General features: G+C 61.1%; 20 protein-coding genes. 11 read left to right on the top strand and 9 right to left on the bottom strand.

From position 1 onward, the window contains the following. Window positions 1-2 precede the first annotated feature (2 nt). On the bottom strand, window positions 3-3,635 hold the full coding sequence (locus tag ALFI_RS15055; RefSeq protein WP_014776449.1) for a SusC/RagA family TonB-linked outer membrane protein: 3,633 nt from the start codon (window positions 3,633-3,635) through the stop codon (window positions 3-5). Window positions 3,636-4,188: 553 nt separating this feature from the next. Here ALFI_RS15055 and ALFI_RS15050 point away from each other — a divergent pair. The 4 genes from ALFI_RS15050 to ALFI_RS15035 all read left to right on the top strand — a co-directional run bounded on the left by ALFI_RS15050 (window position 4,189) and on the right by ALFI_RS15035 (window position 10,355). After that, window positions 4,189-5,568, top strand: coding sequence for a BACON domain-containing protein (locus ALFI_RS15050; RefSeq protein WP_014776448.1), 1,380 nt, complete (start codon window positions 4,189-4,191; stop codon window positions 5,566-5,568). Between the two features lie 15 nt (window positions 5,569-5,583). Beyond that, complete coding sequence (locus ALFI_RS15045; protein WP_014776447.1) at window positions 5,584-8,577, top strand: fibronectin type III domain-containing protein; 2,994 nt, start codon at window positions 5,584-5,586, stop codon at window positions 8,575-8,577. A gap of 131 nt (window positions 8,578-8,708) precedes the next feature. Further along, window positions 8,709-9,335, top strand: coding sequence for an RNA polymerase sigma-70 factor (locus ALFI_RS15040; RefSeq protein WP_014776446.1), 627 nt, complete (start codon window positions 8,709-8,711; stop codon window positions 9,333-9,335). Window positions 9,336-9,374: 39 nt separating this feature from the next. After that, the gene (locus ALFI_RS15035; RefSeq protein ID WP_014776445.1) at window positions 9,375-10,355 is read left to right on the top strand and encodes a FecR family protein; all 981 of its coding nucleotides are present in this window, start codon (window positions 9,375-9,377) and stop codon (window positions 10,353-10,355) included. A gap of 124 nt (window positions 10,356-10,479) precedes the next feature. Here the strand turns inward: ALFI_RS15035 and ALFI_RS15030 are convergent, their stop codons facing one another. The 7 genes from ALFI_RS15030 to glyA form a co-directional block, all read right to left on the bottom strand. Next, window positions 10,480-11,328, bottom strand: a complete 849-nt coding sequence (locus ALFI_RS15030; RefSeq protein ID WP_014776444.1) for an alpha/beta hydrolase — start codon at window positions 11,326-11,328, stop codon at window positions 10,480-10,482. A 78-nt stretch (window positions 11,329-11,406) separates the two neighbouring features. After that, the gene (gene ptsP, locus ALFI_RS15025) at window positions 11,407-13,047 is read right to left on the bottom strand and encodes a phosphoenolpyruvate--protein phosphotransferase (protein WP_014776443.1); all 1,641 of its coding nucleotides are present in this window, start codon (window positions 13,045-13,047) and stop codon (window positions 11,407-11,409) included. After that, the gene (locus ALFI_RS15020; RefSeq protein WP_014776442.1) at window positions 13,047-13,310 is read right to left on the bottom strand and encodes an HPr family phosphocarrier protein; all 264 of its coding nucleotides are present in this window, start codon (window positions 13,308-13,310) and stop codon (window positions 13,047-13,049) included. The genes ptsP and ALFI_RS15020 overlap by 1 nt, the downstream gene beginning before the upstream one ends. 47 nt (window positions 13,311-13,357) lie before the next feature. Continuing rightward, the gene (locus tag ALFI_RS15015; RefSeq protein WP_014776441.1) at window positions 13,358-15,484 is read right to left on the bottom strand and encodes a PTS mannitol transporter subunit IICBA; all 2,127 of its coding nucleotides are present in this window, start codon (window positions 15,482-15,484) and stop codon (window positions 13,358-13,360) included. Between the two features lie 135 nt (window positions 15,485-15,619). Further along, window positions 15,620-16,567 (bottom strand): alpha/beta hydrolase, encoded by a 948-nt coding sequence (locus ALFI_RS15010; protein WP_014776440.1) that lies wholly within the window; start codon window positions 16,565-16,567, stop codon window positions 15,620-15,622. A gap of 15 nt (window positions 16,568-16,582) precedes the next feature. Next, on the bottom strand, window positions 16,583-17,263 hold the full coding sequence (locus ALFI_RS15005; RefSeq protein WP_014776439.1) for a DUF2461 domain-containing protein: 681 nt from the start codon (window positions 17,261-17,263) through the stop codon (window positions 16,583-16,585). Window position 17,264: 1 nt separating this feature from the next. Then, a complete protein-coding gene (gene glyA / locus ALFI_RS15000; RefSeq protein ID WP_014776438.1) occupies window positions 17,265-18,545 on the bottom strand; it encodes a serine hydroxymethyltransferase in 1,281 nt (426 codons plus the stop codon). A gap of 170 nt (window positions 18,546-18,715) precedes the next feature. Between glyA and fabG the strand changes: the two genes are divergently transcribed. The 3 genes from fabG to ALFI_RS14985 all read left to right on the top strand — a co-directional run bounded on the left by fabG (window position 18,716) and on the right by ALFI_RS14985 (window position 21,299). Then, a complete protein-coding gene (gene fabG / locus ALFI_RS14995) occupies window positions 18,716-19,462 on the top strand; it encodes a 3-oxoacyl-[acyl-carrier-protein] reductase (protein ID WP_014776437.1) in 747 nt (248 codons plus the stop codon). 113 nt (window positions 19,463-19,575) lie between these two features. Continuing rightward, window positions 19,576-20,232, top strand: a complete 657-nt coding sequence (locus ALFI_RS14990) for a chloramphenicol acetyltransferase (protein ID WP_014776436.1) — start codon at window positions 19,576-19,578, stop codon at window positions 20,230-20,232. A 188-nt stretch (window positions 20,233-20,420) separates the two neighbouring features. After that, the gene (locus ALFI_RS14985) at window positions 20,421-21,299 is read left to right on the top strand and encodes a PorV/PorQ family protein (protein ID WP_014776435.1); all 879 of its coding nucleotides are present in this window, start codon (window positions 20,421-20,423) and stop codon (window positions 21,297-21,299) included. A gap of 90 nt (window positions 21,300-21,389) precedes the next feature. On the opposite strand, the gene ALFI_RS14980 is transcribed toward ALFI_RS14985, so the two are convergent. Further along, entirely contained in the window at window positions 21,390-21,866 is a 477-nt protein-coding gene (locus tag ALFI_RS14980; RefSeq protein WP_009596646.1) for a low molecular weight protein-tyrosine-phosphatase, read from the bottom strand. 297 nt (window positions 21,867-22,163) lie between these two features. On the opposite strand from ALFI_RS14980, the gene ALFI_RS14975 reads away from it, so the two are divergent. From ALFI_RS14975 to ALFI_RS14960, 4 genes are all read left to right on the top strand, one after another. Beyond that, window positions 22,164-22,577, top strand: coding sequence for a DoxX family protein (locus tag ALFI_RS14975; protein ID WP_014776434.1), 414 nt, complete (start codon window positions 22,164-22,166; stop codon window positions 22,575-22,577). A 103-nt stretch (window positions 22,578-22,680) separates the two neighbouring features. Next, complete coding sequence (locus ALFI_RS14970; protein WP_009596622.1) at window positions 22,681-23,199, top strand: hypothetical protein; 519 nt, start codon at window positions 22,681-22,683, stop codon at window positions 23,197-23,199. A 4-nt stretch (window positions 23,200-23,203) separates the two neighbouring features. Next, window positions 23,204-24,406 carry a BamA/TamA family outer membrane protein gene (locus tag ALFI_RS14965; protein WP_014776433.1) on the top strand — a complete coding sequence of 401 codons (1,203 nt, stop codon included), beginning with the start codon at window positions 23,204-23,206 and terminating at the stop codon, window positions 24,404-24,406. A gap of 14 nt (window positions 24,407-24,420) precedes the next feature. Further along, window positions 24,421-26,133, top strand: a complete 1,713-nt coding sequence (locus ALFI_RS14960; RefSeq protein WP_014776432.1) for a phosphoethanolamine transferase family protein — start codon at window positions 24,421-24,423, stop codon at window positions 26,131-26,133. The last annotated feature ends 35 nt before the right edge of the window (window positions 26,134-26,168 follow it).

Genomic DNA, 26,168 nt, shown 5'->3' with positions numbered 1-26,168 from the left:
GGTTAAAATGTTACGTTTACGCCCAGCGTCACGGTCTTGAGCATCGGATAGGAGTAGCCGTTACCCGTGCCGCCGAGTCCCGATTTCTGGGTGCTTGCGAAGTCGGAGTCGCCGCTGGTGATTACTTCGGGGTCGAACATGTCCGTATACTTGAACATCGGCGAGTGCGTGAAGAGGTTTTCGCCCGACACGTAGATCTTCAGCCCCTCGATGCGCAGTTTCTTGCATATGTGCTTGGGGAAGGTGTAATCGACCGTGATGTTTTTCAGACGGATGTACGAGGCGTCCTGCAGGTAGTGGTCGTTCTCCCACGTCAGCGGACCGTCGTTGCGGTTGGCGGCGAGCGACACCATGCGCGTCCAGTAGGGATTCTTGTCCATGTTCGTCACGCGCCAGTTGTCGGTGCTCTTGTCGATCTTCACTACCCTGTCGCCCGTCTGCGTCTTCATCAGCGAGTTGTAGGCGCGGTTCCACTTGCCCCAGAAGAAGCCCGATTCGGTCCACGGATACCAGTCGCGCTTGCCCACGCCCTGCCAGAGCATCGAAAGGCCGATGCCGTTCCAGTTCAGCGACATGTTGATGCTGTACTGGTAGCGGGGCGACTGGTTGCCGATGATCTCCATGTCGCCGTGGTTCGACAGCGTGCGGTTGCCTTTGGTCATGATGCCGTCGCCGTCCACGTCGACGAACCGCAGGTCGCCGGCGTAGGCGCGGAACATCTCGCCGTTCTTGAAGAAGTTGTAGGCCGGGCCGTTGAGCGCCTCGGCGTTGCTGGCGTAGATGCCCGCGGTGCGGAAGCCCCAGATCTCGCCGATCTCCATGCCCTTGTAGTAGGTGGTCAGGTCGCCGGTCTCGTTGTAGTAGTCCGTAATCCAGCTGCGGCTGTCCCAGAGCATGGCCCGGAGGCTGTAGTTGAAGGGCTTGCCGCCCAGCTTGAACGAATCGCGCCAGCCGAGGCTGACCTCCCAGCCCTTGGTCTTCAGGCTGGCGTAGTTGCCGTAGGGCGCCGCGCTGCCCAGCACCTGCGGGAGGTTGGGACCGACGGTGTAGAGGTCGGTGGTGTTGCGGCGGTAGTAGTCGCCCGTGAACGAGAGCCGGTTGTTGAACAGGTCGAGGTCCAGACCGATGTTGTAGGTGGTCACCTTCTCCCACGTGATGTCGTCGGGAATCAGGTCGGGAACCGACGTGTAAGGCACGTTCTGACCGTTGATGATGACCGACGACTTGGCGATCGAGGCGCTGTTGGTGGCCGTCATCGTTTCGAGGTACTGATAGGGGTCGATGTTGGCGTTGCCGAGCGAACCGATGCTCGCGCGGATCTTGAAGTTGTCGAGCCATCCCTCCACGTGCGGTTTGAGCCACGGCTCCTCCGAGAGGCGCCAGCCCACCGATGCCGAGGGGAAGAATCCCCACTGCGAGTTGGCCGGGAATTTCGACGAACCGTCGTAGCGTGCGCTCAGCTCGACCAGATAGCGGCCCGCGTAGGCGTAGTTGATACGTCCGAAGAAGCCGACCAGCCCCCACGTGTAACCGCCCGACGTGGTCGAGTAATACTCGCCGTCCATCAGCGTGAAGCTGGGCTTCGAGGGATAGAGGTTGCCCTGCCGGTAGGTCTTCTGCGCGCGGTAGTCGTAATCTTCGAGGTTCCATCCGGCCACGACGTTCAGGTCGTGGTCCCGTCCCAGTTTGGGGGTGAGGGTGCCGACGATGTTGGTCGAGATGTAGTTCGAAATGTAGTTCCAGTTTTCGAGCGACGAGTAGCTGTTGTCCTGTCCCGAAACGTTCACGCCCGTATAGTAGGTGTAGAGGTTCTCCATGCGGTCGCGCGTCCAGCGTGCGCCCTTGTAGGTCACGTCGGCCGAGACTTTGAACACCTCAGGGACGAATTCGAAGTTGAACGTCGTGGTGTTGGCCACCTCAAGCCGGTTGTCCTCCTGCCACGAAGTACCCTCGGCGAAGGCCGCGTATCCGCTCTTGGCGGCGGTCTGCGTCCATGTGCCGTCGGGGTTCTTCAGCAGCGCGAACGGAAAGGCGAACATGTCGATCTGACGCGAGATCATCTGCTGGCCGTAGTGCATCATCGGCTGATGGTACTTGCTGCTCATCAGACTGGTGTTGTTGTCGAGCGTCAGCCACGGGCGGATGCGGATCGAGCCTTTGGCGCGCAGGTTGTACTTCTTGTAGGTCTCCTCGCCCACCTTGTAGATGCCGTCCTGATTGTAATAGCGTCCCGAAACGTAGTAGCTCACGCCCTCGCGGCCGCCCTGAATGCTGACGGCGTGCGTGGTCGAGTAGTTCACCGACTTGTAAATCTCCTTGAGCCAGTTCGTCTCGCCGTAATAGCTGTAGTTGCCGTTGGCGTCGATGCTGTAGTTGTCCATCGTCGGATCGGCGCGGCGTCGTTTCAGCTCTTCGAACCATGCGTTCGAATAAGGCATGTAGTTGTTGAACAGCGACGGGACGGTGGCCGTCGGCGACGAGTTGAGATACGATTCGCGGAACGCCTCGACCCACTGCACGGGGTCGGTCACCACGTTGTCCTCCCAGATCACCGTGCGGCGGTGCAGCGACACCGAACCGTTGTAATTCACGCGCACCTTGCCTTTTTCGGGATTCTTGGTCGTGATAAGGATTACGCCGAATGCGCCGCGGGCGCCGTAAACGGCTGCCGACGAAGCGTCCTTGAGCACCGAGATCGAGGCGATGTCGTCGGGGTTCACCGAGCTCATGTCGCCCTCGGCGCCGTCGATGAGCACCAGCGCGCTGCCGCCCTGTCCGAGTTTGTTCTCCTTCTGCCCGTCGTTGACGCGGGCCTTGAAGCTGTTGTTCACGCCGCGAATGGTCACCTGACCTCCGTGGGCGGCCTTACCGTCGGTCTGCACGATGTTCAGACCCGGAATCTGGCCCTGAAGCGAACGGGTGATGTCGGCGTTCGGACGGTTCTCCACCGCGTCGCCCGCCAGATTCTCGACGGCGCCCACGATGTTGCGCTTCTTGAGCGTACCGTAACCCACGACGACCACTTCGTCCATCATCAGCTGGTCCTCCTGCATCGTGACGTCGATCTGGGTGCGCTGCCCCACCGGCTCTTCCTGATTGCGGTAGCCGATGTACGAGAAGAGCAGCATCGCGTCCTTGTCCGCCGGAATGGTGTAGCTGCCGTCCACGCCCGTGGAGACGCCGACCAGCGTGCCTTTGATCGTGACCGTCACGCCGATCATCGGGTTGCCTGCGGCGTCCCGCACCACGCCCGTCACCTGCGCCTTGGCCGGAGCGGCCCTGACGGTTTGTGCGGGATGCGCGCTGCGCGTCAGCACCACGACCTTGTCCACCACGCGGTAATCGATGCCGCGGGGCGTGAATACCGTTTTGAGGATGGCGTCGAGCGCGGCCCCCTGTTCCGTAACGTAGAGGTTCTCCATCGGATAATCGGCCAGTGCGATTTCATAGGAGAATACGATGCCCACCTGCTGCGTGATCGCGTCGGCAACGGTTTTGAGCGTCGTTCGGGAATAGGACAGCTTCAGGTCGTGCCCTTGGGCGTCGGGAAGCGTTCCTCCTCCCGCATAGCCCTTAAATGCTATGCAGCAGAGCGCCATGACCAGACAGAGTCCTTTATGGAATAAATTCTTCATAGTTTCAATTCGGTTAATTATGGTTACTTCCTGCGGCCGGTGCAAAATGAAATCCCGGCGCCGTCTGCGGGACGGGCCTGAGCGTGTTCGTTTTCATACGGTCTGCGGAACCTTGCAAGTCATCCGTCGTCCGATAAAAACCGTGTAGTGCCGATTGTGATTGATTAGGTAGGCATCGCTTGGGTCGTTTTTTAGGTTGTTTTCAGTTAATATTGCGTGTTTCAGTTGCTGTCGGTTCGGTTGGCGGCCGGACTTTTCGGGTCCGGTTTGCATTAGATACAAGCGACCGCAGGAAACTACCCAAACGAAAACCCTTTTTTTATCGTTTTGTAATTTAAATATTCACACCTATGTTTATCAATATTTTACTTTCGTGCGGGAAGGTCGTGAAATTTTTGCCGTTTTTATTTGGAAGTCCGGAAAATTCGCTATATTTGTCGTGCAAGTCATTCGATATCGTTAGAAACCGCGTAGGAAATTGACGTCCGGCAGGACCCGGAGTCGGTTTCTGATTTTTTTTATCGGTTTAAAACAAAACTAACGATCAATCATTATGAAATTTTTTCACAAACTGACGATAATTCTCGCGCTGGCGGGGATCGGCGGTCTGACTGCATGCAGCGACGACGACAGCGGGTTCCTCAAACGCAACCTGCGCGAGATGAGTTTCTCGTACGTCGAATCGAGCAATACGTTTACGATTCGCGCCACGGGCGACTGGTATATCAGCGATGTGCCCGACAGCCGGGAGTGGACCGGCGCCTACAGCTGGGTGCACGTGGACCGGTTGTCGGGAAAAGGCAGCCCCGACACCTATCAGAAAATCACGGTCACCTGCGACCAGAACGTCTCGGACGAACGCACGGCGACCATCTACCTGCACGGCTGCGGCGAGGAGAACGTCGCCATCGCCATCAAACAGGAGAACGGCATCTTCGAATGGAAGCCCTTCGACAACGGACAGCGGTTCGGCGTGTCGGGCCTGCTGAAACTGAACGCCGAATCCGAAGCCAGCCTCCGCATCCCCTACATCAAGGCCGTCGGCACGGAGAAATACACCGTTTCGGTGACCCAGACGGGCGGCAACGGGCTGACGGCGGCCGCAGGCAGCTATTCGATCTCCTCGCCGGGCAACGGCTTCATCGAGATACCCCTCACGGGCACCGCGACCAAACAGGGCATCGTGACCTTCGCGCTGAAAGTCACCGACGCCGCGGGCGTCGAAACGGACTTCGGCGAGATTTCGACCATCGTCCGCGCCGGATTCGACCAAGCGGGCGAAGAGACGCCGCTGCTGGTCCAGAACTTCAACAAATTCCCGTGGGGCGGCGACTGCATCGGCCAGAAAGCCGGCGTGACCTCGGCGGACAAGACCGTCGCCAACCTCAGCCTCGACAACGAGACGGTGAGCGTCACGGCGGGCACCAACGCCAGCATCGGCGGCATCACCTCGACCGTACGCAACGGCAATCCCTCGTTCTACCGCGCCATCGGCATGGAGGGCTGGACGGGTTACCTCAACTACATGTGCCCCGGCTACATGCAGTTCGGAGCGGCGAGCGACAACGCCGACGGACAGCCCGGCAACATCATCTCCCCGGTGCTGAACATTCCCGCGGGCTATGACATGCTGCTGACTTTCAAGGTCGGCATCTGGGCCGCCGCACCCGATCAGGGCATGGTCGGCATCTGCGAGAAGAACGACGGCTTCTGGATTTCGAAAGGCACGCTCAGCAAGATCGTCGCTTCGACCAAGAGCTACGTTTCGCTCGACATCCCGGCCTACACGTGGGTCGAAGTGTCGGCCGTCATCCCCAACCCCGGATCGCTGGCCAATCCGTCACTCTTCATCTCCACGGCCGACAGCTGGTTCTCCGGATCGACGGTGAAGGCGGGCCGCTGGTATGTGGACGACATCAAGCTCGTATATTAAAACCGGACAACAACCATGAAAAAAAGCATCATATACATTCTGTTCGCCCTGTTCTCGTTCTCGGCCGCGGTTTCGCTCACGGCCTGCAAGGACGACGGCGTGGAGATTTCGGACGCCTACAAGTCGAAGACCCCGAAAAACGTGAAACTGCTCGAATACGGCAACAAGTCGCTCACGATCTGCTGGGACTTCGTCCGCGGCGCGACATCGTACACCGTGCAGCTCGTGGACGGCGACATGAACCCCGTCAGCGAAGCGCTCTGCATGACTACCGCCGACATCGACTACCATGAATTCACCGACCTGCCGACCGACCGGATCTATTACGGCCGCGTGCGGGCCAACTACCCCTACTCCGCCACTTCGGACTGGGTGTACGTCACCGAGCACGACAAACCGGCCATGCTGATGGCTTCGGTGGGCATCCTCGACCTCGATCCGCAGCTGAAACTCCATGCGGCGAGCGGTTCGACGCTGACCTTCGAGTGGTCCTACACCGACGACAAGGCGACCGATGCTGCGCGCAGCTACAATGTCGAGCTTTTCCGCGACGAAGCCTGCACCGATCTCTACGTCAGCTGGCTCGCCGACGGCAAACTCTCGTCGGGCAAAGGCATCTTCACCGCGCTGGCCGGCTACCCCGTCGTGCGCTACACCTTCTCAGGGCTCGATCCCGAAACGACCTATTACGCCCGGATCACCAACCTGAGTTTTGCCGATATCCAGACTCCCGTCGTGGCCGGAACCACGGCCCAAGCCGGCCCGAAAGCCGCTGCGAACACCCCCGCGAAGGCCGGTGACATCGTGCTGGCGCAGGATTTCTCCGCCTTCATCCACGGCGGCGACATCGTGAATTCGGCGGCCGGTTACAACGCCGTTTCGGGCACCGACTTCCGCAAGACGTGGGAGAAGGCCGAGGGCGTGAATCCGCAGGCGGACGGCGACCGTCCCCTCTGCAACTGGGCGACCGAGTTCCACATCCACACGGGCGGCACGTCGGCCGAATACGTCGAAGCGCTCGGCATGAAGGGCTGGGGTTCGTCGGGCAACACCTCCACCCGTCCGGGCTACATCAAGTGCGGCGGCGGAAGCGGCGGCATCGGCATCCTCTACACGCCCCAGCTGACGGCCCTGCCCGCGAACACGACCGTCAAGGTCAGCTTCTCGGCCAGCGCCTATGCCGAAGGCGAAAACGTCTACGGCAGCGACATCGTCGTCGAAGCCGTCGAAGGGGCGGAATTCGGCTCGAACAACGTCGTGAGCAAGAAAGGCACCGCCTTCGTGTCGAAAACGGTCGACATCTCGTCCGCCGTGGGCAGGTTCGAAACCTACACCGTGACGCTCGAAGGACTCACCCCGGCGTCGCGCATCGCCTTCTCCTCGAATCCGGCGCAGGCCGGCGCCAACAAGACGCGCTTCCTGCTCGACGACATCGTCGTCACCTGCGAGGGCGAAACGCATCTTGAGCAGCTCGCGGCCCCGGCGAACGTGAAATTCGACGCCGAAGCCGTTCAGCCCGACAAGCTGACGCTCAAATGGGACGCCGTGAGCGGCGCGGCATCCTATACGGTCGCCTGCTGGGCCGACGGCACCGACGAAAGCAAGGCTGCGCTGGTCGAAAAGATCGACGGCACGGCCTGCACGCTCGACAAGCTGACGCCCGAAACCAAATACAACGCCAAGGTCAAGGCCGTAGCCGGCCGCACGGCCACCGACTCCGACTGGTCGGCCAAGGCTTCGGCAACCACCGCCGAAGCTTCGCAGGGCAAGCTCGACGCACCCGCCAACCTGAAGGCCGAACCCGGATTCTCGACCGTGGCGCTGACATGGGACGCCGTTTCCGGTGCCACGGGATACAGCGTGACGGTCGATAACGGCACGCCGCAGACCGTGACGGACAACGCCTTCACGGCGACCGGGCTGACGGCGGGCACTTCGCACGACTTCTCGGTCGTGGCGCTCGCCGCGCTCGCCGCGGACAACTCCGATGCGGCGACGCTGCAGTCGAAGACGCTTTACGTCAGGATAGCCGCCGTAACCACGTCGAGCATCATCCTCGAATGGGAGCAGGCGGGAGACGTCTCGCAATATACGGTGGCCATCGAGGAGGAGGGCGATCCCTCCCGCAGCGCCCGGTTCACCTATGACTGGTCGAAAGCTTCGGGATACGGAAGCATCCCCCTGCGTTTCGCCTTCAACTATGTAGGCACGGAGTGGGCTTCGGCCGCCCTGTCACCCTCGGCAAGCTACAGGCTCAGGGTGAAGGCCGGCGCCGCAGATTCCGATTCGGCGTGGTCGAACGACATTACGGGCACCGTAGCGCGCCGCACGGCCCCTGCCGGCGAAGTGTTCTATGAAGACTTCGACCGCTTTATGGGCGGCGACGCCGTCATGACCGCCGTCGGCGTCAAATCGGCCAAGAAGGTGACCAGCGAGGCCGGGCTTTCGACCATGCTGACCGAGTTCACCTACACCGACTGGTCGGCAGGCGGCGGCGCCATGAATGCCGGCAGCGGCACCTACGGCGATCCCTACCGGTTGATGTTCTTCAAGGACGACGGCTGGGAAACCGGTGCGCTGGTTACGGGCAACGGAGTTCACAATGCCTTCTGCGGCAGTTTCCGTCTCGGCGGCGACAACGCGAACCAGAGCTATGTCCAGACGCCCGCCATGAGCGGACTCACTGCGGCGGCGAATGTCACGGTGACCTTCAAGACCGCCGTAAACGTCTGGACCGCGGCTTCGACCACCGCCCCGGCCGTTGTCTTCAAGGCGGGCTGGTGCCGCGACCAGTTCGAGTCGATGGAGCTGTATGTGGTCCACGACGACGGAACGAAAGTCAAGGTCGGCGATACGATCGCGGTCGGCGATGCCGGAAACGAACTGGCGTGGAAATCGCACAGCGTCGTGATCGAGGGGCTGCTGCCTACCGACAAGCTGATGTTCACCAGCGTAGGTGCCAAGAAGAGCCGCTACTACCTCGACGAAATTTCGGTCGTCAAGAACTGACGCCTTTCGTCCTCTGACAGCTTCGGCGCCGGAATGCAGCGATGTGTTCCGGCGCCGTCGTTTTGTTGCAGGAGGGTGAAAAAACCGGGTGCGGAGTGGCGAATACGTAAGATTTATGTATCTTTGTAGACATGGAATCCATTCCGACAGACAACGCCCGGCTCACGGCGGCGATCCGCGACGGAAGCCGCGAGGCTTTCGACGAGATGTGCGGCCGTTATTATGCGCCGCTGATGGCTTACGCCCGTCTCTTTCTGAAAGGAAACTGGGCGCAGGACATCGTGCAGGACGTTTTCGTAAACGTCTGGATTCGGCGCGAGACACTCGATCCCCGGCAGTCGCTCTACGGCTACCTGCTGCGCTCGGTCTACAACCAGTCGGTCAATTACGTGAACAAAAACCGCCATGCGGGCAACTACCGCTCCTACCATCAGGAGCGGATCGAAAGCATCGGATACGCCTACTACGATCCCGACAACAATCCCATCATCGAAAAGATCTACTCGCAGGACCTGCGCGCCGGCATCGACGCGGCGGTGGCCGCTCTGCCCGAAAAGTGCCGCGAGGTCTTCACGCTGAGCTACCTGCAGGGATTCTCGCACCGCGAAATCAGCGAGCGGCTCGGCATCGCGCAGAGTACGGTCGAAAACCACATCTACCTCGCGCTGAAGGCTCTGCGGTCGAAATTGTCGAAATCGGAACTGCTGATGCTCCTGTTTTTCATTTTCCTCTGTAATAATTCGCAGTCCTTTGGGTAGATTCACCCTGAGGATTGTATAGTAAGTAGCAAAACCAAAATGGAAGATACGCTTATAATGGATGCAGTCATCAATAAATACTTTGCGGGGGAGACCAGCGATCGGGAGGAGCAGTTCCTCATGGCGTGGCTGGAGGAGTCGGAGGAGCACCGGAAATACTTTTTCGAGCTTAAAAGTATCTGGAACGCCCGCAACGTCTTCGCCGAAAGCGCCGACCTCGGCCGGTTCGCGGCCTTCATGCGCAGTACCGACGCCCGGATCGCGAAAATCGCCGGCGAGGAGCGTGCCCGTCGCCGCCGCGGTCTGCTGCGCTGGTCGATGAGCGCTGCAGCGGCCGTACTGTTGGTGGTGTGTGCGGGATTCGCATGGCATTTCCTCGCAGGTCCCGACATTTACCGGGTCTATGAGAACAATACCGAAACCGTGACGACCGTCACCCTCGACGACGGCACGCAGGTATGGCTCAACGCCCGCACCCGGCTGACGCTGCCCAAGGCTTTCAGTCCGACCGAGCGCAACGTGAAACTCGCCGGCGCGGCCTTCTTCGAAGTCGCGCGGGACGAAGCGGCGCCGTTCACCGTGGCGACCGACGACCTGCGGGTCCGGGTGCTCGGCACGGCTTTCTGCGTGCAGGCCTACGAGAACTCCGGGCAGGCCGAAGTGGTCCTCGAACACGGCTCGGTGCGCCTGCAAACCCCCGAAGGCGTCAATCTGGTCACCTTGCAGCCCGACCAGCGCGCGCTGTACGACGCGGCGGCCGACAACCTCGAAATCTCGCACGTGAACGCTTCGCACCTCGTGCTTTCGCAATACGATCTGGTGACGATGGCCAACGCCACCCTGCATGAAATCATCTCGCATATCGAAACGACCTACGGCGTGCGGATTTCGGTGCCGGGCCGTTACGGCGACAAGCGCTATGCGTTCAACTACCAGCGTTCGAACTCGCTCGAAGAGGTGCTCAATATCGTCGAGTACATGACGGGCGAACACTGCGAGGTGATCTTCCGCCAGAAATAACGTCGCTCCGCCGCATCGCCGGTCGGGGTTGCAGCCGGATGCTGCCCCGCCGCCGGCATCCGGAGCAAACCGCATACAAAAAGCCCCGCTTTCCGGCGAGGCTTTTCATGTTTTTGCAACTGCGTTACAGCGTCGAGAGCCAGTCGAGCGTGGCTTTCTGCCAGTCTCCGTAATAGCGGAACTTCGGGTTCATGCCCCAGCCGTGGCCGCCCGACGGATAGATGTGGAGCGTAGCCTTGACGCCGTGTTCCTTGAGCTTCTGGTAGAAAAGCGCGCTGTTCACGGCAGGCACCACCTTGTCGTCGTCGCAGTGGAACAGCAGCGTCGGCGGGGTCCGGGCATCGACCTTCTTTTCGAGCGAGAACTCCTGCGCGACGGGTTTGTCGGCATCGTCGGCGCCGAGCAGCTGCACGAACGTCCCCTTGTGGCGTTTGTCGGCGTCGGCCGAAATCACCGGGTAGTAGAGGATCATGAAATCGGGTTTCACTTCCGAAAGCGTTCCCACGCTGCCGGCGAGATAGCCGCCCGCCGAGGTGCCCGACACCCCTACTTTCGCCGGGTCTATGTTCAGCTCAGCGGCCATTTCGCGCATGACGCGCAGCGCCTCGTCGGCGTCGTTGCGCGGAACTTCGCCGTGACCGTTGGGCAGGCGGTATTTCACCACGGCGGCCGTGACGCCGTTTTCGGCGAACCACTTGGCCTCCTTGTGGCCGTTGCCGACCGAAAGCGTCGAGTATCCGCCGCCGGGGAAGAATACCAGCGCCTGTCCCGTGGCATTGTCTCCGGCCTTGTAGATCCACATTTCGGCTTTCTGGGTGTTGGACCACTGGCCGGGTTTGGGCTGAATCTCCTCGCCCGTCAGGCCGTTGGAGGTGGGCGCCGTCGCGTTGTCCCAGAGTACGACATGGTAGTCCTGCGCATAAAGGGCCGGCGACAAGGTCAGGGCGGCCAGCAGGAGCAGTGTTTTTTTCATGGTTTGCAGTTTATTTTGTTTTGGATTAAACAGGTAAATCGGGTTCAAAGATAGTGTAAACCGCGTGCCGCGGCAAATTTATTCGGCTGCACCGGGTGTTTTTCGCACCTCAGGCAGGTCCAGCGTCCGGATCCGCTCTTTGAGCGGCGCGACGGCGGGTGCGCTGACGCTGAACTCCTCCAGTCCCGCTTCGAGCAGCCACGCCGTGGCTTCCGGGTCGGCAGCCAGTTCGCCGCACATGCCGGCTTCGATGCCCGCGCTGCGCGCCGCCGCGAGCGTCATGGCGACGGAGCGTTTCACGGCCGTATCGAACGGGTCGCAGAGATGCGCCACGCGCGGATTTCCCCGGTCTGCGGCCATGACGTATTGGGTAAGGTCGTTGGTCCCGATGCTGAAAAACCGCGCTTCCGCGGCCAGCAGGTCGGCGACCATGACCGCGGCGGGGGTTTCGATCATCACGCCCAGCTCGATTCCGGGATTGTAAGCGGCTTTTTCCGCGTCCAGCTCCGCCATGCACTCCCGCACGGCGGCTTCGGCCCGGCGGAACTCCCCGACCGACGTAATCATCGGGAACATGATCCGCAGGTTGCCGAATACGCTCGCCCGGAGCAACGCCCGCAGCTGCGTACGGAACACGTCTTGCATGGAGAGCGAAACGCGGATGGCGCGCCATCCGAGAAACGGATTTTCCTCATGTCCGAAATCCATGTACGGCAATGCTTTATCCCCGCCTATATCGAGCGTTCGTATAACTAACGGCCGTTCGCCGCACAACTCCGCCGCATGCCGGTAGGCTTCGAACTGCGTCTGCTCGTCCGGAAACCCGCCGCGGCTCTGCATGTAGAGGAATTCGCTGCGGAACAGCCCGATTCCCTCGGCTCCCGCATCGAGGGCCGCGCGCACCTCCGCGACGCTGCCGGCATTCCCCAGCACGGCGATACGCCGTCCGCCGCGCGTCACGGCGGGCGTATGCGCACCTTTCAGGCAATGTGCGCCGTGCCGTTCCCGCGATGCGATCAGGGCGCGGTATCGCCGTTCGGTTGCGGTATCGGGAGCGACGATTATTTCGCCGGTTTCTCCGTTGATTATCAGCTTGTCGCCTGTTTTTATTTCAAGCATACATTCAGTCGCTCCGACCATCGCCGCAATTCCTTTGGCGCGGGCGATGATGCAGACATGGCTCGTGACGCTTCCGCGGGCCGTCACCACGCCCGCGATGCGGCTGAAATCCATCAGCGCCGTATCCGACGGCGCCAGTTCCTCGGCCACGACGATCGTTCCGGGAGCAAGTCCGGCGAATGGATTTTCGGCCGTTTCGCCCGTGAGAATACGGCGTATGCGGCCGCATACGTCCCGCACGTCGTCGGTGCGGCCTCCGAGGTATTCGTCGTCGAGCGCGGCGAGCATGCCGCACACCTCTTCACAGGCTCCGTCCAAAGCCCGTTCGGCCGAAAAGCCGTGTTCCGAAATCCGCTCTTCGACCTGTTCCGCCAGCATCGGGTCGTCGGCCATCTCCAAGTGCGCCGCGAAGATGTCGTTTTCCGCCGCCAATACGCCCAGCTCCGTTTTCGCCTGCGCCAGCGCGGCATGGAAGCGGGCCGTTTCGGCCGCCGGATCTCCGGGCGCGGCGGACGGTGCGGCCGAAACGCGGCGTTCGAGGACGAACGCCGTTCCTGCGGCAATTCCCGCCGCCGGGATTCCGGTCCGAAGCACGCGCATCACTCGCTCATGTTTGCGATGAACGCCGCGACGGCCTTCACGGCGGCGGCTTCGTCGCCGCCCTCGGCGCATATTTCGATCTCCGTGCCGCACTTCAGCCCCAGCGACAGCAGGGCGAGCATGCTCGCGGCATTGACCTCCTTAGCGGCGGTGCGGAAAGTGATCCTGACGGGCGCAAAGCCCTTGACAAGTTTTGCCAGCTCCCCGGCCGGCCGCGCGTGCATGCCGTTGGGAGCCGTAATCGTTACTTTTTGCGATGTCATATAAGTCGTTGTTGGTTCGGTCGATTTTTCGGTTGTGCATCCTGCGGCTATTTCAGCGCGTCGTAGATCACCTGCGGGTCGGTCGCGGTCATAAGCCGCTGCAACAGCTCTTCGTCCTCGAACGATGCGCTCAGCCGGGCAAGGATTTCCAGATGTTCCTCCCCCACGCCTGCGATTCCCACGATCAGGTGCGCTTTCTCGCCGTCGAAATCCACGCCGTCGGGGTATTGCAGGATCACGATGCCGGAGCGCAGTACGCGCTCCTTGGCATCGGAGGTTCCGTGCGGAATCGCAAGCCCCATCCCCAGACAGGTCGTCGCCAGCTTTTCGCGGCGCAGCATTGCATCGACATACTCCGGCCGGGCATATCCGCCCGCGACGAGCAGTTCGCCCGCCCGCCGGATCGCCTCCTCCTTCGGCTCCGCAGGCAGTCCGACCCGGATATTTCCGGGTTGCAGGATGGCGCCGTCCGGAGCGGCGTCCTTGGGGGCGGATGCGGTTTCTTCGGGTTGCGGGGCCGAATCGGCCGCGGCGCCCCGCAGACCGGATTGGTCGCAAGAGAGTGCGGATTGTGCGGACCGGGAACCGGATACACCGCAAGAGGGCGTAGTTTCCGCAAGCCGGGCGGCGGGCATGTCGGGAGACGCTGTTGTTTCTGCCGGTCGGAACGCGGATGTTTCGGAAGAGGGCGTCGCTCCGGCAGATCGGGCGTCGCAGACGTCGGAAGGCAATACGGCTTCCGCAAGCCGGGCGGCGGGCATATCGGAGTCCGATTCGCCGCAGGATACGGTTTCGGGGCCTGCCGCCGTTGGTTCCGCTTCCTCCAGCCGGACGAACAGGGCGTCCAGACCGGGATCGGAGAGGAAGTTGTCGATTACGATCAGCTCGGCGCCTTTTGCGGCCGCGGCGATCCGCTCCGCCAGTACGGACTGACATACGACCACATCGGCATCGGACGGAATACGGTCCGCCGCACTGTTGCCCACCGCAACGCCGATTTCCGCGTCCCGTAAGCGTTTGCGGAAACGGGTCGCGCCGAGGGCGCTCGATCCCATGCCCGCGTCGCAGGCGAAGATCACTTTGCGGACGGGTCGTCCGGCTGCATGCGGCGATATGCCCGCTGTGCTTTGCGGGAGCTTCCCGACGGCTGGATCGCCTTCCGTTTCGGTCTTGGACGCGCGCCGGATAAAGGGCGCGGCGACGACCAGCGACACGGCTGCGGAGATCACGACGCCCAGCAGGACGATGAGCGTCTTGCCTTTGGGGGCCATCGCCAGCACCGAGAGGATGCTTCCGGGCGACGCCGGAGCCACCAGCCCCGCATCGGTGAGCGAGAAAAACAGCAGTCCCGCGGCGCTGCCCGCGATTGCGGCAACGATCAGCACCGGACGGGCGAGTATGTAGGGAAAATAGATTTCGTGGATGCCGCCGAAAAACTGGATAATCACGGCTCCCGGAGCCGACTGGCGCGCATTTCCCCGGCCGAAAAGCCAGTATGCGAGCAGTACGCCCAATCCGGGACCGGGGTTGGTTTCGAGCAGGAACATGATCGACTGCCCCGTTTCGCGGGCCTGTTCGATGCCGATCGGCGAGAAGATTCCGTGATTGACGGCGTTGTTGAGAAACAGCACCTTGGCCGGCTCCACGAAAAGCGACACAAGAGGCAGCAGTCCGTGGCGTATGACCAGCTCGGCACCGCTGCTTATGAGCATCGTCAGGCCGGTGACCACGCTGCCGACGACATAGTAGCCCAGAACTGCCAGCAGCATGCCGAGAATGCCGATCGAGAAGTTGCTGACGAGCATTTCGAAGCCTGCCTTCACGCGCCCCTCGACCATGCGGTCGAACCGGCGGATTGCATATCCCGCCAGCGGCCCCATGATCATCGCGCCGATGAACATCGGAATGTCGCTGCCGACGATCACGCCGACGGCGGCAATGGCGCCGATTACCCCGCCCCGCTCCCCGGCGACGTTGCGCCCTGCGGTGTAGGCGATCAGCAGCGGCAGGAGGTAGGTCAGCATCGGCCCGACCAGTTGTGCGAGCTGTCCGTTGGGCCACCATCCCTCCGGGATGAAAAGCGCGGTGATGAATCCCCACGCGATGAACGCGCCGATATTGGGCATGACCATGCCGCTCAGGGTCCTGCCGAATTGCTGGATTTGTTGTCGCATAACTTCGTTTCTTGCTTATATATACAAGCGAAACGGGACTATCACCTATTCGAAACCGAAAAAAACGGTGAGCTTTTCATAAAAAAAACCGTCCTCCTGTGGAGGACGGTCGTATAAAACGGAACGGACAGCCGGCTATTTGCCGTAATTGGCGTCGATATAATCGGAGAGCGTAAAGGCCTTCGGCAGTTCGGGGGCTTCCAGCGGCGTGACGTAGGTGTCGATCACCAGCGGTTCACGCTTCAGGACGAGCTTTTCAAGGAACGCGTCGATCTCGTAACGGTTGTCGTACATCGGGCGGGTCGCCATGACGTGATTGGTGTTGGCGACCGAGTAAAACCAATGCGGGATGCGCCGTTCGGTAAGCATATCGGCGATATGCTTCGAGCCGAAGAACCCGTTGCCGTCGTACAGCACGGCGTCGTAGGGGACGTTGCGGTCGGCATCGCCGTGGAAGAGCATCATCGGCGCGGGAGTCTTGGCCCAGCGTAGCTCTTCTTGCGTGTCGAAAATAGCTCCTGCATAGGATATTACACCCGCATAGTTAAAGTCCTGCGGGAGCTTCTGCTGCGCCAGCGGATGCCCGTTGCAGATGCCGTATTCGCCCATCAGTACCGTAATGGCTCCGGCGCTCGAACCGCTCGCCACGATCCGGGTTTTGTCCACGCCCCACGCGGACGCATGGTCGCAGACGTAGGCCGTAGCGTCGTAGAGGTCGCCGGTCGCCATCGCAAGGGTCGTGATCCAAGCTTCGGGGAAGGTCTCCTCGCTGAGCGTTCCGGCCTGCATGGCCTTCTTCATGCCGAGCCGGTAGTCGATCGACACGACCACATACCCTTTCCGGGCGTAATATTCGAAATACGAAAGGAAGCTCGCATTGTCGCGCCGGCCGCCCACGAAACCGCCGCCGAAGACGAACATCAGGCAGGGTTTGGTCCGGCTGTCGGGCGTGAGCGCCACGTAGCGGTCCAGCCGCAGCGTGTCGGTCTGCTTGACGGCATAGACGAAGGTCTGCTTTTCGACCGTCTGCGCATAACCCGCCGCAACGGCGAAGAGCGCGAATAATACAAGAATCCGTTTCATATCGTCTGCATAAAATTACATCATCTCCTCGTAGGCGAACTGCACGGCGCGGTTCAGAATCGCTACGAACGGCTGCGTGCGGCGGAACTCCGCCAAAGTCTTCTCCAGCAGGTCGTCCGCGAGCAGGAACTCCTCGGTGATCCGCTTGGCGATGTAGAAATCCTTGAGCTTCAGCATGTCGGCGTACTCGCTGTCGGCGGGGAATCCCGTGGGCACCCGCTTGAGCTTGTTCTCCTCGACAAGGTCGAACCCTTTGGCTTTCCGGATCGCCGCTGCAATTTCCGCGCCGTTGTCCGTAATTTCGTCCCGCACGCTGCGCAGCACGACCGGTTCGGGGCAGTAAAGCCCCGCCGAAAGCGCGTTGCTCCAAATCAGGCTGTCGCAGCACGGTTCGATATGAAAATAGTAACCGGCGAATCCCGACTTCTTGCCTTTCGGAGCGACGTACGCACCTATATATGTCTTATAGGGCGACTTGTCGGGGCTGAACCGCGTGTCGCGGGCGATGCGGTAGGTGCAGTCCTGCACCCGCAGGCCGCGCACCGCAGGGTCGAACTCGGCGATTCCCTCGATCAGCCGCTCCGTGAAGGCGGCGAACCGCCCCTTCACGTGCGTCCATTCGGCGCGGTGGGCGTCGAACCATGCACGGTCGTTGTTGTCGTGCAGGCGGCGGAAAAAGTCGATTACCTCTTTCATATTACCAAGCGAAAAGCGGATAATCGGCCATCAGGGCGTTCACGTCCCTGCGTACGGCGGCGATGTTGTCCTCGTTTTCGGGGTCGTGCAGTACGCGGTCGATCAGCCCGACGATGTAGTCCATCTTGTCCTCCTTCAGGCCGCGGGTGGTGATGGCCGGCGTGCCGAAGCGCAGACCCGAAGTCTGGAACGGCGAGCGGCTGTCGAACGGCACCATGTTCTTGTTGGTCGTGATGTCGGCCGCCACCAGACACTTCTCGGCCAGCTTGCCCGTCAGTTCGGGGAACTTGGTGCGCAGATCGACCAGCATCAGGTGGTTGTCCGTGCCGCCCGAAACGATCTTGTAGCCGCGCTTCACGAATGCTTCGGCCATCGCCTTGGCGTTCTTCTGCACCTGCGTCTGATACTCCTTGTAGCTGGGGTCGAGCGCCTCGCCGAAAGCCACGGCCTTGGCGGCGATGACGTGTTCGAGCGGACCGCCCTGAATGCCGGGGAATACGGCCGAGTTGAGGATCTGCGACATCATCTTCACCGCGCCTTTGGGTGTGGTAAGCCCCCACGGGTTTTCGAAATCCCTGCCCATGAGGATAATGCCGCCGCGCGGTCCGCGCAGGGTCTTGTGGGTCGTCGAAGTGACGATATGCGCGTATTTCACGGGGTTGTCCAGCAGTCCTGCGGCGATCAGGCCGGCCGTGTGGGCCATGTCCACGAGCAGCAGCGCGCCGACTTTGTCCGCGATTTCGCGCATGCGTTTGTAGTCCCATTCGCGCGAATAGGCCGAAGCGCCGCCGACGATCAGTTTCGGCTTGCATTCCAGCGCCTTGCGCTCCATGGCGTCGTAGTCGATCACGCCCGTCGCCTCGTCGAGCTGGTAGCCCACGGCGTTGAAGTATTTGCCCGACATGTTGACCGGCGAACCGTGCGAAAGGTGGCCGCCGTGCGCCAGATCGAGTCCCATGAAGGTGTCGCCCGGCTGCAGCACGGCGAAGAATACCGCCATATTGGCCTGCGCGCCGGAGTGGGGCTGCACGTTGGCGTACTCGGCGCCGTAGAGACGGCAGATGCGCTCGATGGCCAGCGTCTCGACCTTGTCCACGACTTCGCAGCCGCCGTAATAGCGCGCTGCGGGATAACCCTCGGCATATTTGTTGGTCAGCACGGAGCCCATGGCCTCCATGACCTGTTCGCTTACGAAGTTCTCCGAGGCGATCAGTTCGATGCCATGCATCTGACGGCTGCGCTCGGCGGCGATCAGATCGAAAATCTGGGTGTCTCTTTTCATATCTCTAAGGATTTGTGATGATTCGTTTACGGACGGTAAAGTTAGTAATATTTGGCGAAATTCCGGCGGCGGCGGAGCGTTTCAAAATATTTTTCTTAACTTTGTTCGTCTTTCGGACGAAAAAAGGAAAAACAGAATATTTTGCAAACATTCTTAATACTTTGAAAGCTATGAAATTACTCGAAGGTAAAGTGGCTGTCGTCACGGGCGCGGCCCGCGGTATCGGCAAGGCCATCGCACTCGAATTCGCCAAGGAGGGCGCCGACGTGGCGTTCACCGACCTCGTGATCGACGACAACGGCAAAGCCACCGAAGCCGAGATCGCGGCGCTGGGCGTCAAGGCCAAGGGCTATGCGTCGAACGCGGCGAATTTCGAAGAGACGCACAAGGTCATCGAAGAGATCGTCAAGGATTTCGGCCGCATCGATATTCTCGTGAACAACGCCGGCATCACCAAGGACGGCCTGATGATGCGCATGAGCGAAGCCCAGTGGGACGCCGTGCTGACCGTGAACCTCAAGTCGGCGTTCAACTTCATCCACGCCGTGACGCCGGTCATGGCCCGTCAGAAGGGCGGCTCGATCATCAACATGTCGTCGGTGGTGGGCGTCAGCGGCAACGCGGGCCAGTGCAACTACTCGGCGTCGAAAGCCGGCATGATCGGTCTTGCCAAGTCGATCGCCAAGGAGATGGGGCCCCGCGGCATCCGCGCCAACGCCATCGCTCCGGGCTTCATCATGACCGAGATGACCGACAAACTGCCCGACGAGGTGAAGGAGGGCTGGTACAAGCAGATTCCGCTCCGCCGCGGCGGCACGCCGGAGGACGTGGCCAAGGTCGCGCTGTTCCTCGCATCGGATCTTTCGTCGTATGTCAGCGGACAAGTCATCCACTGCTGCGGCGCGATGAACTGTTAGGAATCTCCCGGCAATCGGAAAACAGCAGCGGTTCGGTGCCCCGCGGCATCGACCGACAATAAAAGCGTCCGCCAAGTCTGCTTGAGCGGACGTTTTATTTAACGCCATACCTTATGAAACATACCGTAGACATCGAAACTTGGGAGCGGCGGGACAATTACGCCTTTTTCCGCAACTTCCTCAATTCGTGGATTTCGGTGGCGACCGAGATCGACTGCACCGAAGCCCGTGCGGCGGCCAAAGCCGCGGGACGCTCCTTCTTCCTCTATTACCTCTACGCCGTGCTGCGCGCGGTCAATGAAATCAAGGAGTTCCGTTACCGCACGGACAGCCGCGGAAACGTGATCTGGCACGACACGGTGGACGTCATCTCGCCCATCGCCGTTCCGGGCCGTACGTTTTACACCGTCCGCATCCCATACCATGCCGATTTCGAGCGCTTCTACGCCGAGGCGCGTGCCATCGTCACCGACATTCCGCAGGACGGCGATCCCTACGGCGCCGAAAAGGTGCTGCAGGCGCAGGGCGATTACGACGTCTTCCTGCTGAGCGCCACGCCGGACCTCTATTTCACCTCCCTGACCTACGCGCAGGGAGCGCCGGGCCAGCCGACGGAATATCCGCTGATGAACGCCGGCAAGGCGGTGATGCGCGAAGGGCGGCTCGTGATGCCGCTCTCGATCTTCGTCAACCACGCGTTCGTGGACGGCGCGCATATATCCCGGTTTTTCAAACTGGTCGAGGAGTGCCTGAAGCAGATTTCTGCCTGACGGCATCATGCTCCGCACGCCGGCGTCGCGGCCCGTCCGGAGCGGCGGGTCCCGAAGCCCGATCGCAGGCCGGGCGCACCGGTGGAACTTGCATCTTTTTTGCTATATTTGCCGCACATGGAAGGCGTTCCGGACAAATCAGGAGACAAATTTTCGTTTTGCCGCCCGCCTTTCGCTATATTTGCCGTATGAAACGTCTGATAACCACACTGACACTGCTCGCCGCGACGCTCTGCGCCGCAGCGCAGGAAGCGACCCTGCCGACGCCCGACGCCAAGACGCTCGGCATGGGCGGCGTCGCCATGACGACCCTGTCTGGGTCGCACGCCATATACAACAACTCCGCGACGGCCATTTTCTCGCAGATGCCGTCGCAGATATCCTCGTCCTATTACGGGCAGGGGCAGTTCGACTACTACGCCGTGACGGGATTCTGCCGTTTCGACAACGTCAATCTGGCGCAGATCGGCTGGCGGCAGTACCTGCGCGAGCGGGGCAACAACGACATGGCGGTCGATCTGGGCTACTCGCGCCGCATCGGCGGCAACTGGGCCGTCGGCGTCGTGGCCCGCTACATGCACCTCAAGCGTCCCGAAACCTCGGCGGACGCGCTGGCCGTGGACCTGAGCGCCGCATGGTCGCACCCGCTGGAAAACGTCGGGAGCTATTCGACGCTGCGCGCGGGCGCCAAGCTGGGCAATCTGGGCGGCTATCTGAAAGACACGCCCTACACCCTGCCGATGGACCTGACGGCGGGCGTGGCGCTGGATACGTTCCTCAGCGACGTGCACGAGATAACCGTCGGCGCGGATCTGGGCTACTATTTCTCGCCTTCGAAAGTCCGGGGATTCCAGATGTCGGTCGGCGCCGAGTACAACCTGATGCAGCTCATCCAGCTCCGGGCGGGTTATCACTACGGCGAGCGCCGCGACTACTACCCTTCCTACGGTTCGGTCGGCGCGGGCGTCCGGTTCCTGCACCTGCGTCTCGACTTCGCCTACCTGATCGCCAAGAAGCAGACGCTGCTGCACAATACCTACAGCATCAGTTTCGGACTCGACTTCTGACGCGCGGTCTCGATACGGCGGCTTCGGCAAGCCGCTGCGAAAACAACAATCCGGGGACGGGACGTCTCCGGATTGCTTTTTTTCTGCATGTCACTGCGGATTTTCGAGGTATTCGAGAATTCCCCCGCAGCCGTCCTCCAGCATGTCGAGCACCAGCTCGAAGCCTTCGGCGCCTTCGTAATAGGGGTCGGGAACATGGTCCCAACGGGAGTGGCGGCGGAAAAACTCCCGCATGCGGAAGATCTTTTCGGCGGCCCTGCGCGACGGCGCGAGCCGGTGGACGTTCTCGTAGTTCATGTCGTCCATGACGACGATCATGTCGAACCGGTCGAAATCCTCCTCCCGGATCTGCCGGGCGCGGTGGCCGAGGTCGTAACCCCGCCGTGCGGCGGCGCGGCGCATGCGGGCGTCGGGCAGTTCGCCCGTGTGCCCCGCGTAGGTTCCGGCCGAGTCGATTCCGATCCGGCCGCTGAGTCCCCGCTCTTCGACGATGTGGTGCATGATGCCGTCGGCCGCCGGGGAGCGGCAGATATTTCCGAGGCAGACGAAAAGGATATTGGTCTTCATGGGCGCAAAGATAACGAAAATCGGGCGACAAGACGAAAATTCAGGGCCGTTTCTGCCGGAACAGGCTGTCCGGGAGCGCGTCGAAGCGGGCGGCGGACGGGAAATATCCGCCCGGAGACCTTGTGTCGGTCAAGGAGGCCGGTCGGCATCCGTGTCATCGGCGGCTCCGGACTTCGGGGCGGAAATATCCGTCCATGCCGGGCCGTCTGCGGTTCGGGAGCGCGCCCGGAACGGCGCAGGCCGGGTGCGAATCGCTCCCGGAACGCCTTTGGAATACAAATTGCACGATGCCGGAGCATGGGAAAAAGAATCGAAGACTGGATCGGGCAATACCGGCACATGGATTGGGCCGTGCTCTACATGAGACTGTTCGCGGGAGGCATGATGCTCTTCCACAATATCGGCAAAATGCAGGATTACAACGAAATCGTCAATTCGTACCCGTCGTTCGCCTCGGCCGGCAGCGCGGCGACGTTCGTTGTCGTGACGGTGGCCGAGGTGCTGCTGGCGGTGGCGATCATCATGGGCATCTGGGTGCGGATGTCGGCGCTGATTCTCTCGCTGGGCATCCTGCTGATGTTCGCGTGGGGCGGATTCGGCGCCGGGGAGCTGGAGTTCGTGTGGCTGGGCGTCTACGTCTTCCTGATTATTTCCGGCGGCGGACTTTACGCCTTCGACACGGCTCTGGCACCTGCCAAACCAAAAAAGTGAACCATACGGACAATATTATAACGGCTGATTGTCCGTATGTTGGCGGAAAAGTTGTAACTTTGCCCAGATTTGTTTTCTTTTGAAACCAAAAAACAGGATTACTATGAAGATGAAAGTAATTGGGATGCTGGCCGCCTTCACGCTCGCCGCATCCGCAGCGGCGGCTCAGGAGCTGCCCCGCAAAGTGAATAATGTCGAAGTGCTCGACCTCGACGGCAATCCGGCCAAGCTGCCGCACTGGGGCGAGAAGAACCTGATGATATTCTACGTGGACCCCGACCGTCACAAGCAGAACAACGATTTCACGGTCGAACTGGAGGAGAACCACCGCGCCCAGAGCGACAATATTTTCGGTTTCGGCGTGATGAACCTCAAGGACGCCCCGATGGTCCCCAACGGCATGGCCCGCAACATGGCCAAGAAACGCACGGCCAAGAACGGCGCGCTGGTGCTCGCCGATCAGGACCGTATCCTGAGCAAGGCTTGGGAGCTGGGCGACTGCAACAACCAGTTCGTGCTGATGATCGTATCGAAGGAGGGAGAGCTGGTCTTCCTGCGCAAGGGGGTTCTCTCGGAGCAGGACAAGGCCGATTTCTACGAAACGATCGAGAAGTACAAATAACCGGATGCTGCGCAAAACCGCCGTTCTGGCTTTCGCCCTTTGCTTCGCGCTGCAGGGAGCGGCCCAAGAGGGAGTGTATATCAACGGCAGCGACACGCTGCATTACAGCTATACCCCGCTTCCGGAACAGCCCCAGCCGCAGAAACGGCTCTCGTTCCCGCGGCGCGTGGTGAAATATTTCGAGGGATCGACGCGCGACCGCACGTTTGAGAAGAAAATCGACTTCACCTTCGCCGGAGGCCCCAGCTATTCGAAGAATACGAGTCTCGGCATCGGACTGCTGGCGGCCGGACTCTACCGCATAGACCGTACGGACTCGGTCACTTCGCCGTCGGACATTTCGATCTTCGCCAACGTCTCGATTTCGGGATTCTATGCGCTGGGCGTCACGGGCAACAACATCTTCTCCCGCAACGGCAAGCGCATCGACTATACGGTGATGTTCGCTTCGGCGCCCCGCGACATGTGGGGCATCGGCTATAACGACGGCCGCTACAACGAGGAGAGCTCCTACAACGAGAAACGTTACCTGATAAAGGCAAGCTACCTGCACCGGGTGCTGCCCAACACCTATGTGGGCGGCATCCTCAGTTTCGAGCATACGCAGGGCAAGAAGTTCAAGCCGCTGGGCGAGAGCTACCTCTACGGGCAGAAGACGCACTACACCGCCACGGGCGTCGGGGCGATTCTGGAATACGACTCGCGCGACTTCATACCCAACTCCTTCCGGGGCGTCTACGTCAGTCTGCAGGAGACGCTGTTTCCCAAGGGACTGGGCAACTGCGGACGTTCGCTGTGGCGCACGACCTTCACAGCCGACTACTACAGGCAGGTGTGGAAGGGCGGCATCCTCGCGGCGGACCTCTACGCGGAGTTCAACTCCGAGGGAACCCCGTGGCCGATGCTGGCCCGCATGGGCGGCTCGCAGCGGATGCGCGGTTATTATCAGGGCCGCTATACGGACAACGACATGATAACGTTTCAGGTCGAACTGCGCCAGCGCATCTGGCGGCGCATCGGCTGCACCTTCTGGGGCGGCGCAGGCAACGTATTCAGCGATCTGGAGCGGTTCGACTGGTCCGAGACGCTACCCAACTACGGCGTCGGCCTGCGCTGGGAATTGAAGAAACGGGTCAATGTGCGACTCGATTACGGCTTCGGCAAGAAGACGAGCGGCTTCCTGCTGAGCATAAACGAAGCTTTTTAGGTTAGTGTAACGATATGAATGCTGATCCGAATAGGGTAAACAGACGACGCACGGTCAAAACCCGCAGCCGTTTCACCACGCTGCTGACCGTCTATTTCTTCGTCGCGCTGATTATCCCCAACTGCGTGCTGGCCAATACCGAGCCCTACTCCGGCTGGACGGTCGAGGCGCTGATTCTGATGCCGCTGGGCTTCTACATGATGTGGAGCGTGGCGCTGAGCCGTTCCGGCGTGATGATCTGGCTGGGATTTCCCTTTATCTTCCTCTGCGCGTTCCAGATCGTGCTGCTCTATCTGTTCGGCAACTCGATCATCGCCACGGACATGTTCACCAATCTGGTGACGACCAATCCCGGAGAGGCGGGCGAACTGCTGAGCAACATCTACCCTTCGGTCATTCTGGTCTGCGTGATGTATCTGCCACTGTTGTGGTTCGCGGCGCGCGAGATCGGCCACAAACGCTACATTTCGCGCACGACGCGCATGAACGTCGGCCTTTCGGGCGCCGCGCTCATGGCGCTGGGCATGCTGGCCCTGTGGCCGGCCTATCATGTGAGCGAACAGCGGCACGTGCTGCGCGACGAGATTTTCCCGCTCAACGTGGCCTACAACGTCTACCTGAGCGCCTCGGAATTCCGCAAGGCCTACAATTTCGAAAAGACCTCGGCGGATTTCACCTACGAGGCCAGCCGCGAGGCCGAAGCGCCCGGACGCGAGATTTACGTATATATTATAGGTGAAGCGTCGCGCGCCATGAGCTGGGAGCTTTACGGCTACGAACGGGAGACCAATCCCCGGCTCTCGCAGGTGGACGATCTGGTGATTTTCCGCGATGTGCTGACGCAGAGCAACACCACGCACAAGAGCGTGCCGCTCATCCTCTCCTCCGTCTCGACCGAGGAGCACGACCAGCTCTACCGCCGCAAAGGGCTTCCTGCCCTCTTCAACGAAGCGGGCTTCGAAACGTGGTTCATCTCCAACCAGTCGCCGCAGGGCGCCATGATCGACAAGCTGGCCCGCGACGCCGATCACCTGATCTATATCCGCTCGCCGCGCCACGACATGCAGCTGCTGGACGAAATGCGCCGCATCGTCGAGACCGCCCCGGCGCAGAAGATGCTCTTCATCCTCCACTGCTACGGCTCCCACTTCAGCTACCACCAGCGTTATCCGCGCGAATTCGCACGTTTCAAACCCGACGACGACGTGGCGATCTCGCGGGAGCATGCGCACACGCTCCGCAACGCTTACGACAATTCGATCTGTTACACGGACCATTTTCTCGCCGAGACGATCGCCTTCCTGCGCGGACTGCGGCAAACCTCCTCGGCGCTGCTCTACTGCGCCGACCACGGCGAGGACATTCTGGACGACGACCGCGAACGCTTCCTGCACGCCTCGCCCACCACGACCGCCTATCAGCTCTACGTGGCCTCGCTGGCGTGGTTCTCCGACGCCTACCGGCGGAATTTTCCCGCCAAAGCCGCGGCTGCCGGGATCAATGAGACGGCGCCGGCCACGACCCACGCCCTGTTCCACACCATGGCCGACATGGCCTCGATCCGGGGCCGCTTCGTCGATCCGACGGTATCGCTCGTGAACCCCGACTACGACCGCAAGCGTCCGCGCCGTTACCTGAACGACCACAACGAGGCCGTTCCCTTCCGCAAAACCGGTCTCGAACCGGAGGACATGGAGGTTTTCGCCCGCTTCGGCATCAAACTTTAGGCAAGTTCACGGCCCGTATGAAACCAACAAAGGCT

This window comes from Alistipes finegoldii DSM 17242 (assembly GCF_000265365.1).
GTDB lineage: Bacteria > Bacteroidota > Bacteroidia > Bacteroidales > Rikenellaceae > Alistipes > Alistipes finegoldii.
Note: the sequence above shows the minus strand (reverse complement) of the source record. Positions and strands in the feature narration are given on the sequence as shown.

Excerpts from the sequence above, each read along its gene's own strand:
- ALFI_RS14985 (WP_014776435.1), top strand. The coding sequence starts at position 20,421 with ATGAAACGTCTGATAACCACACTGACACTGCTCGCCGCGACGCTCTGC.
- ALFI_RS15045 (WP_014776447.1), top strand. The coding sequence starts at position 5,584 with ATGAAAAAAAGCATCATATACATTCTGTTCGCCCTGTTCTCGTTCTCG.
- ALFI_RS14980 (WP_009596646.1), bottom strand. The coding sequence starts at position 21,866 with ATGAAGACCAATATCCTTTTCGTCTGCCTCGGAAATATCTGCCGCTCC.
- ALFI_RS15010 (WP_014776440.1), bottom strand. The coding sequence starts at position 16,567 with ATGAAACGGATTCTTGTATTATTCGCGCTCTTCGCCGTTGCGGCGGGT.
- ptsP (WP_014776443.1), bottom strand. The coding sequence starts at position 13,047 with ATGCGCGTGCTTCGGACCGGAATCCCGGCGGCGGGAATTGCCGCAGGA.
- ALFI_RS15020 (WP_014776442.1), bottom strand. The coding sequence starts at position 13,310 with ATGACATCGCAAAAAGTAACGATTACGGCTCCCAACGGCATGCACGCG.
- ALFI_RS15005 (WP_014776439.1), bottom strand. The coding sequence starts at position 17,263 with ATGAAAGAGGTAATCGACTTTTTCCGCCGCCTGCACGACAACAACGAC.
- ALFI_RS15035 (WP_014776445.1), top strand. The coding sequence starts at position 9,375 with ATGGAAGATACGCTTATAATGGATGCAGTCATCAATAAATACTTTGCG.
- ALFI_RS14960 (WP_014776432.1), top strand. The coding sequence starts at position 24,421 with ATGAATGCTGATCCGAATAGGGTAAACAGACGACGCACGGTCAAAACC.
- ALFI_RS15055 (WP_014776449.1), bottom strand. The coding sequence starts at position 3,635 with ATGAAGAATTTATTCCATAAAGGACTCTGTCTGGTCATGGCGCTCTGC.
- ALFI_RS14990 (WP_014776436.1), top strand. The coding sequence starts at position 19,576 with ATGAAACATACCGTAGACATCGAAACTTGGGAGCGGCGGGACAATTAC.
- ALFI_RS14965 (WP_014776433.1), top strand. The coding sequence starts at position 23,204 with ATGCTGCGCAAAACCGCCGTTCTGGCTTTCGCCCTTTGCTTCGCGCTG.
- ALFI_RS14970 (WP_009596622.1), top strand. The coding sequence starts at position 22,681 with ATGAAGATGAAAGTAATTGGGATGCTGGCCGCCTTCACGCTCGCCGCA.
- ALFI_RS15015 (WP_014776441.1), bottom strand. The coding sequence starts at position 15,484 with ATGCGACAACAAATCCAGCAATTCGGCAGGACCCTGAGCGGCATGGTC.
- ALFI_RS14975 (WP_014776434.1), top strand. The coding sequence starts at position 22,164 with ATGGGAAAAAGAATCGAAGACTGGATCGGGCAATACCGGCACATGGAT.
- ALFI_RS15050 (WP_014776448.1), top strand. The coding sequence starts at position 4,189 with ATGAAATTTTTTCACAAACTGACGATAATTCTCGCGCTGGCGGGGATC.
- ALFI_RS15040 (WP_014776446.1), top strand. The coding sequence starts at position 8,709 with ATGGAATCCATTCCGACAGACAACGCCCGGCTCACGGCGGCGATCCGC.
- ALFI_RS15030 (WP_014776444.1), bottom strand. The coding sequence starts at position 11,328 with ATGAAAAAAACACTGCTCCTGCTGGCCGCCCTGACCTTGTCGCCGGCC.
- fabG (WP_014776437.1), top strand. The coding sequence starts at position 18,716 with ATGAAATTACTCGAAGGTAAAGTGGCTGTCGTCACGGGCGCGGCCCGC.
- glyA (WP_014776438.1), bottom strand. The coding sequence starts at position 18,545 with ATGAAAAGAGACACCCAGATTTTCGATCTGATCGCCGCCGAGCGCAGC.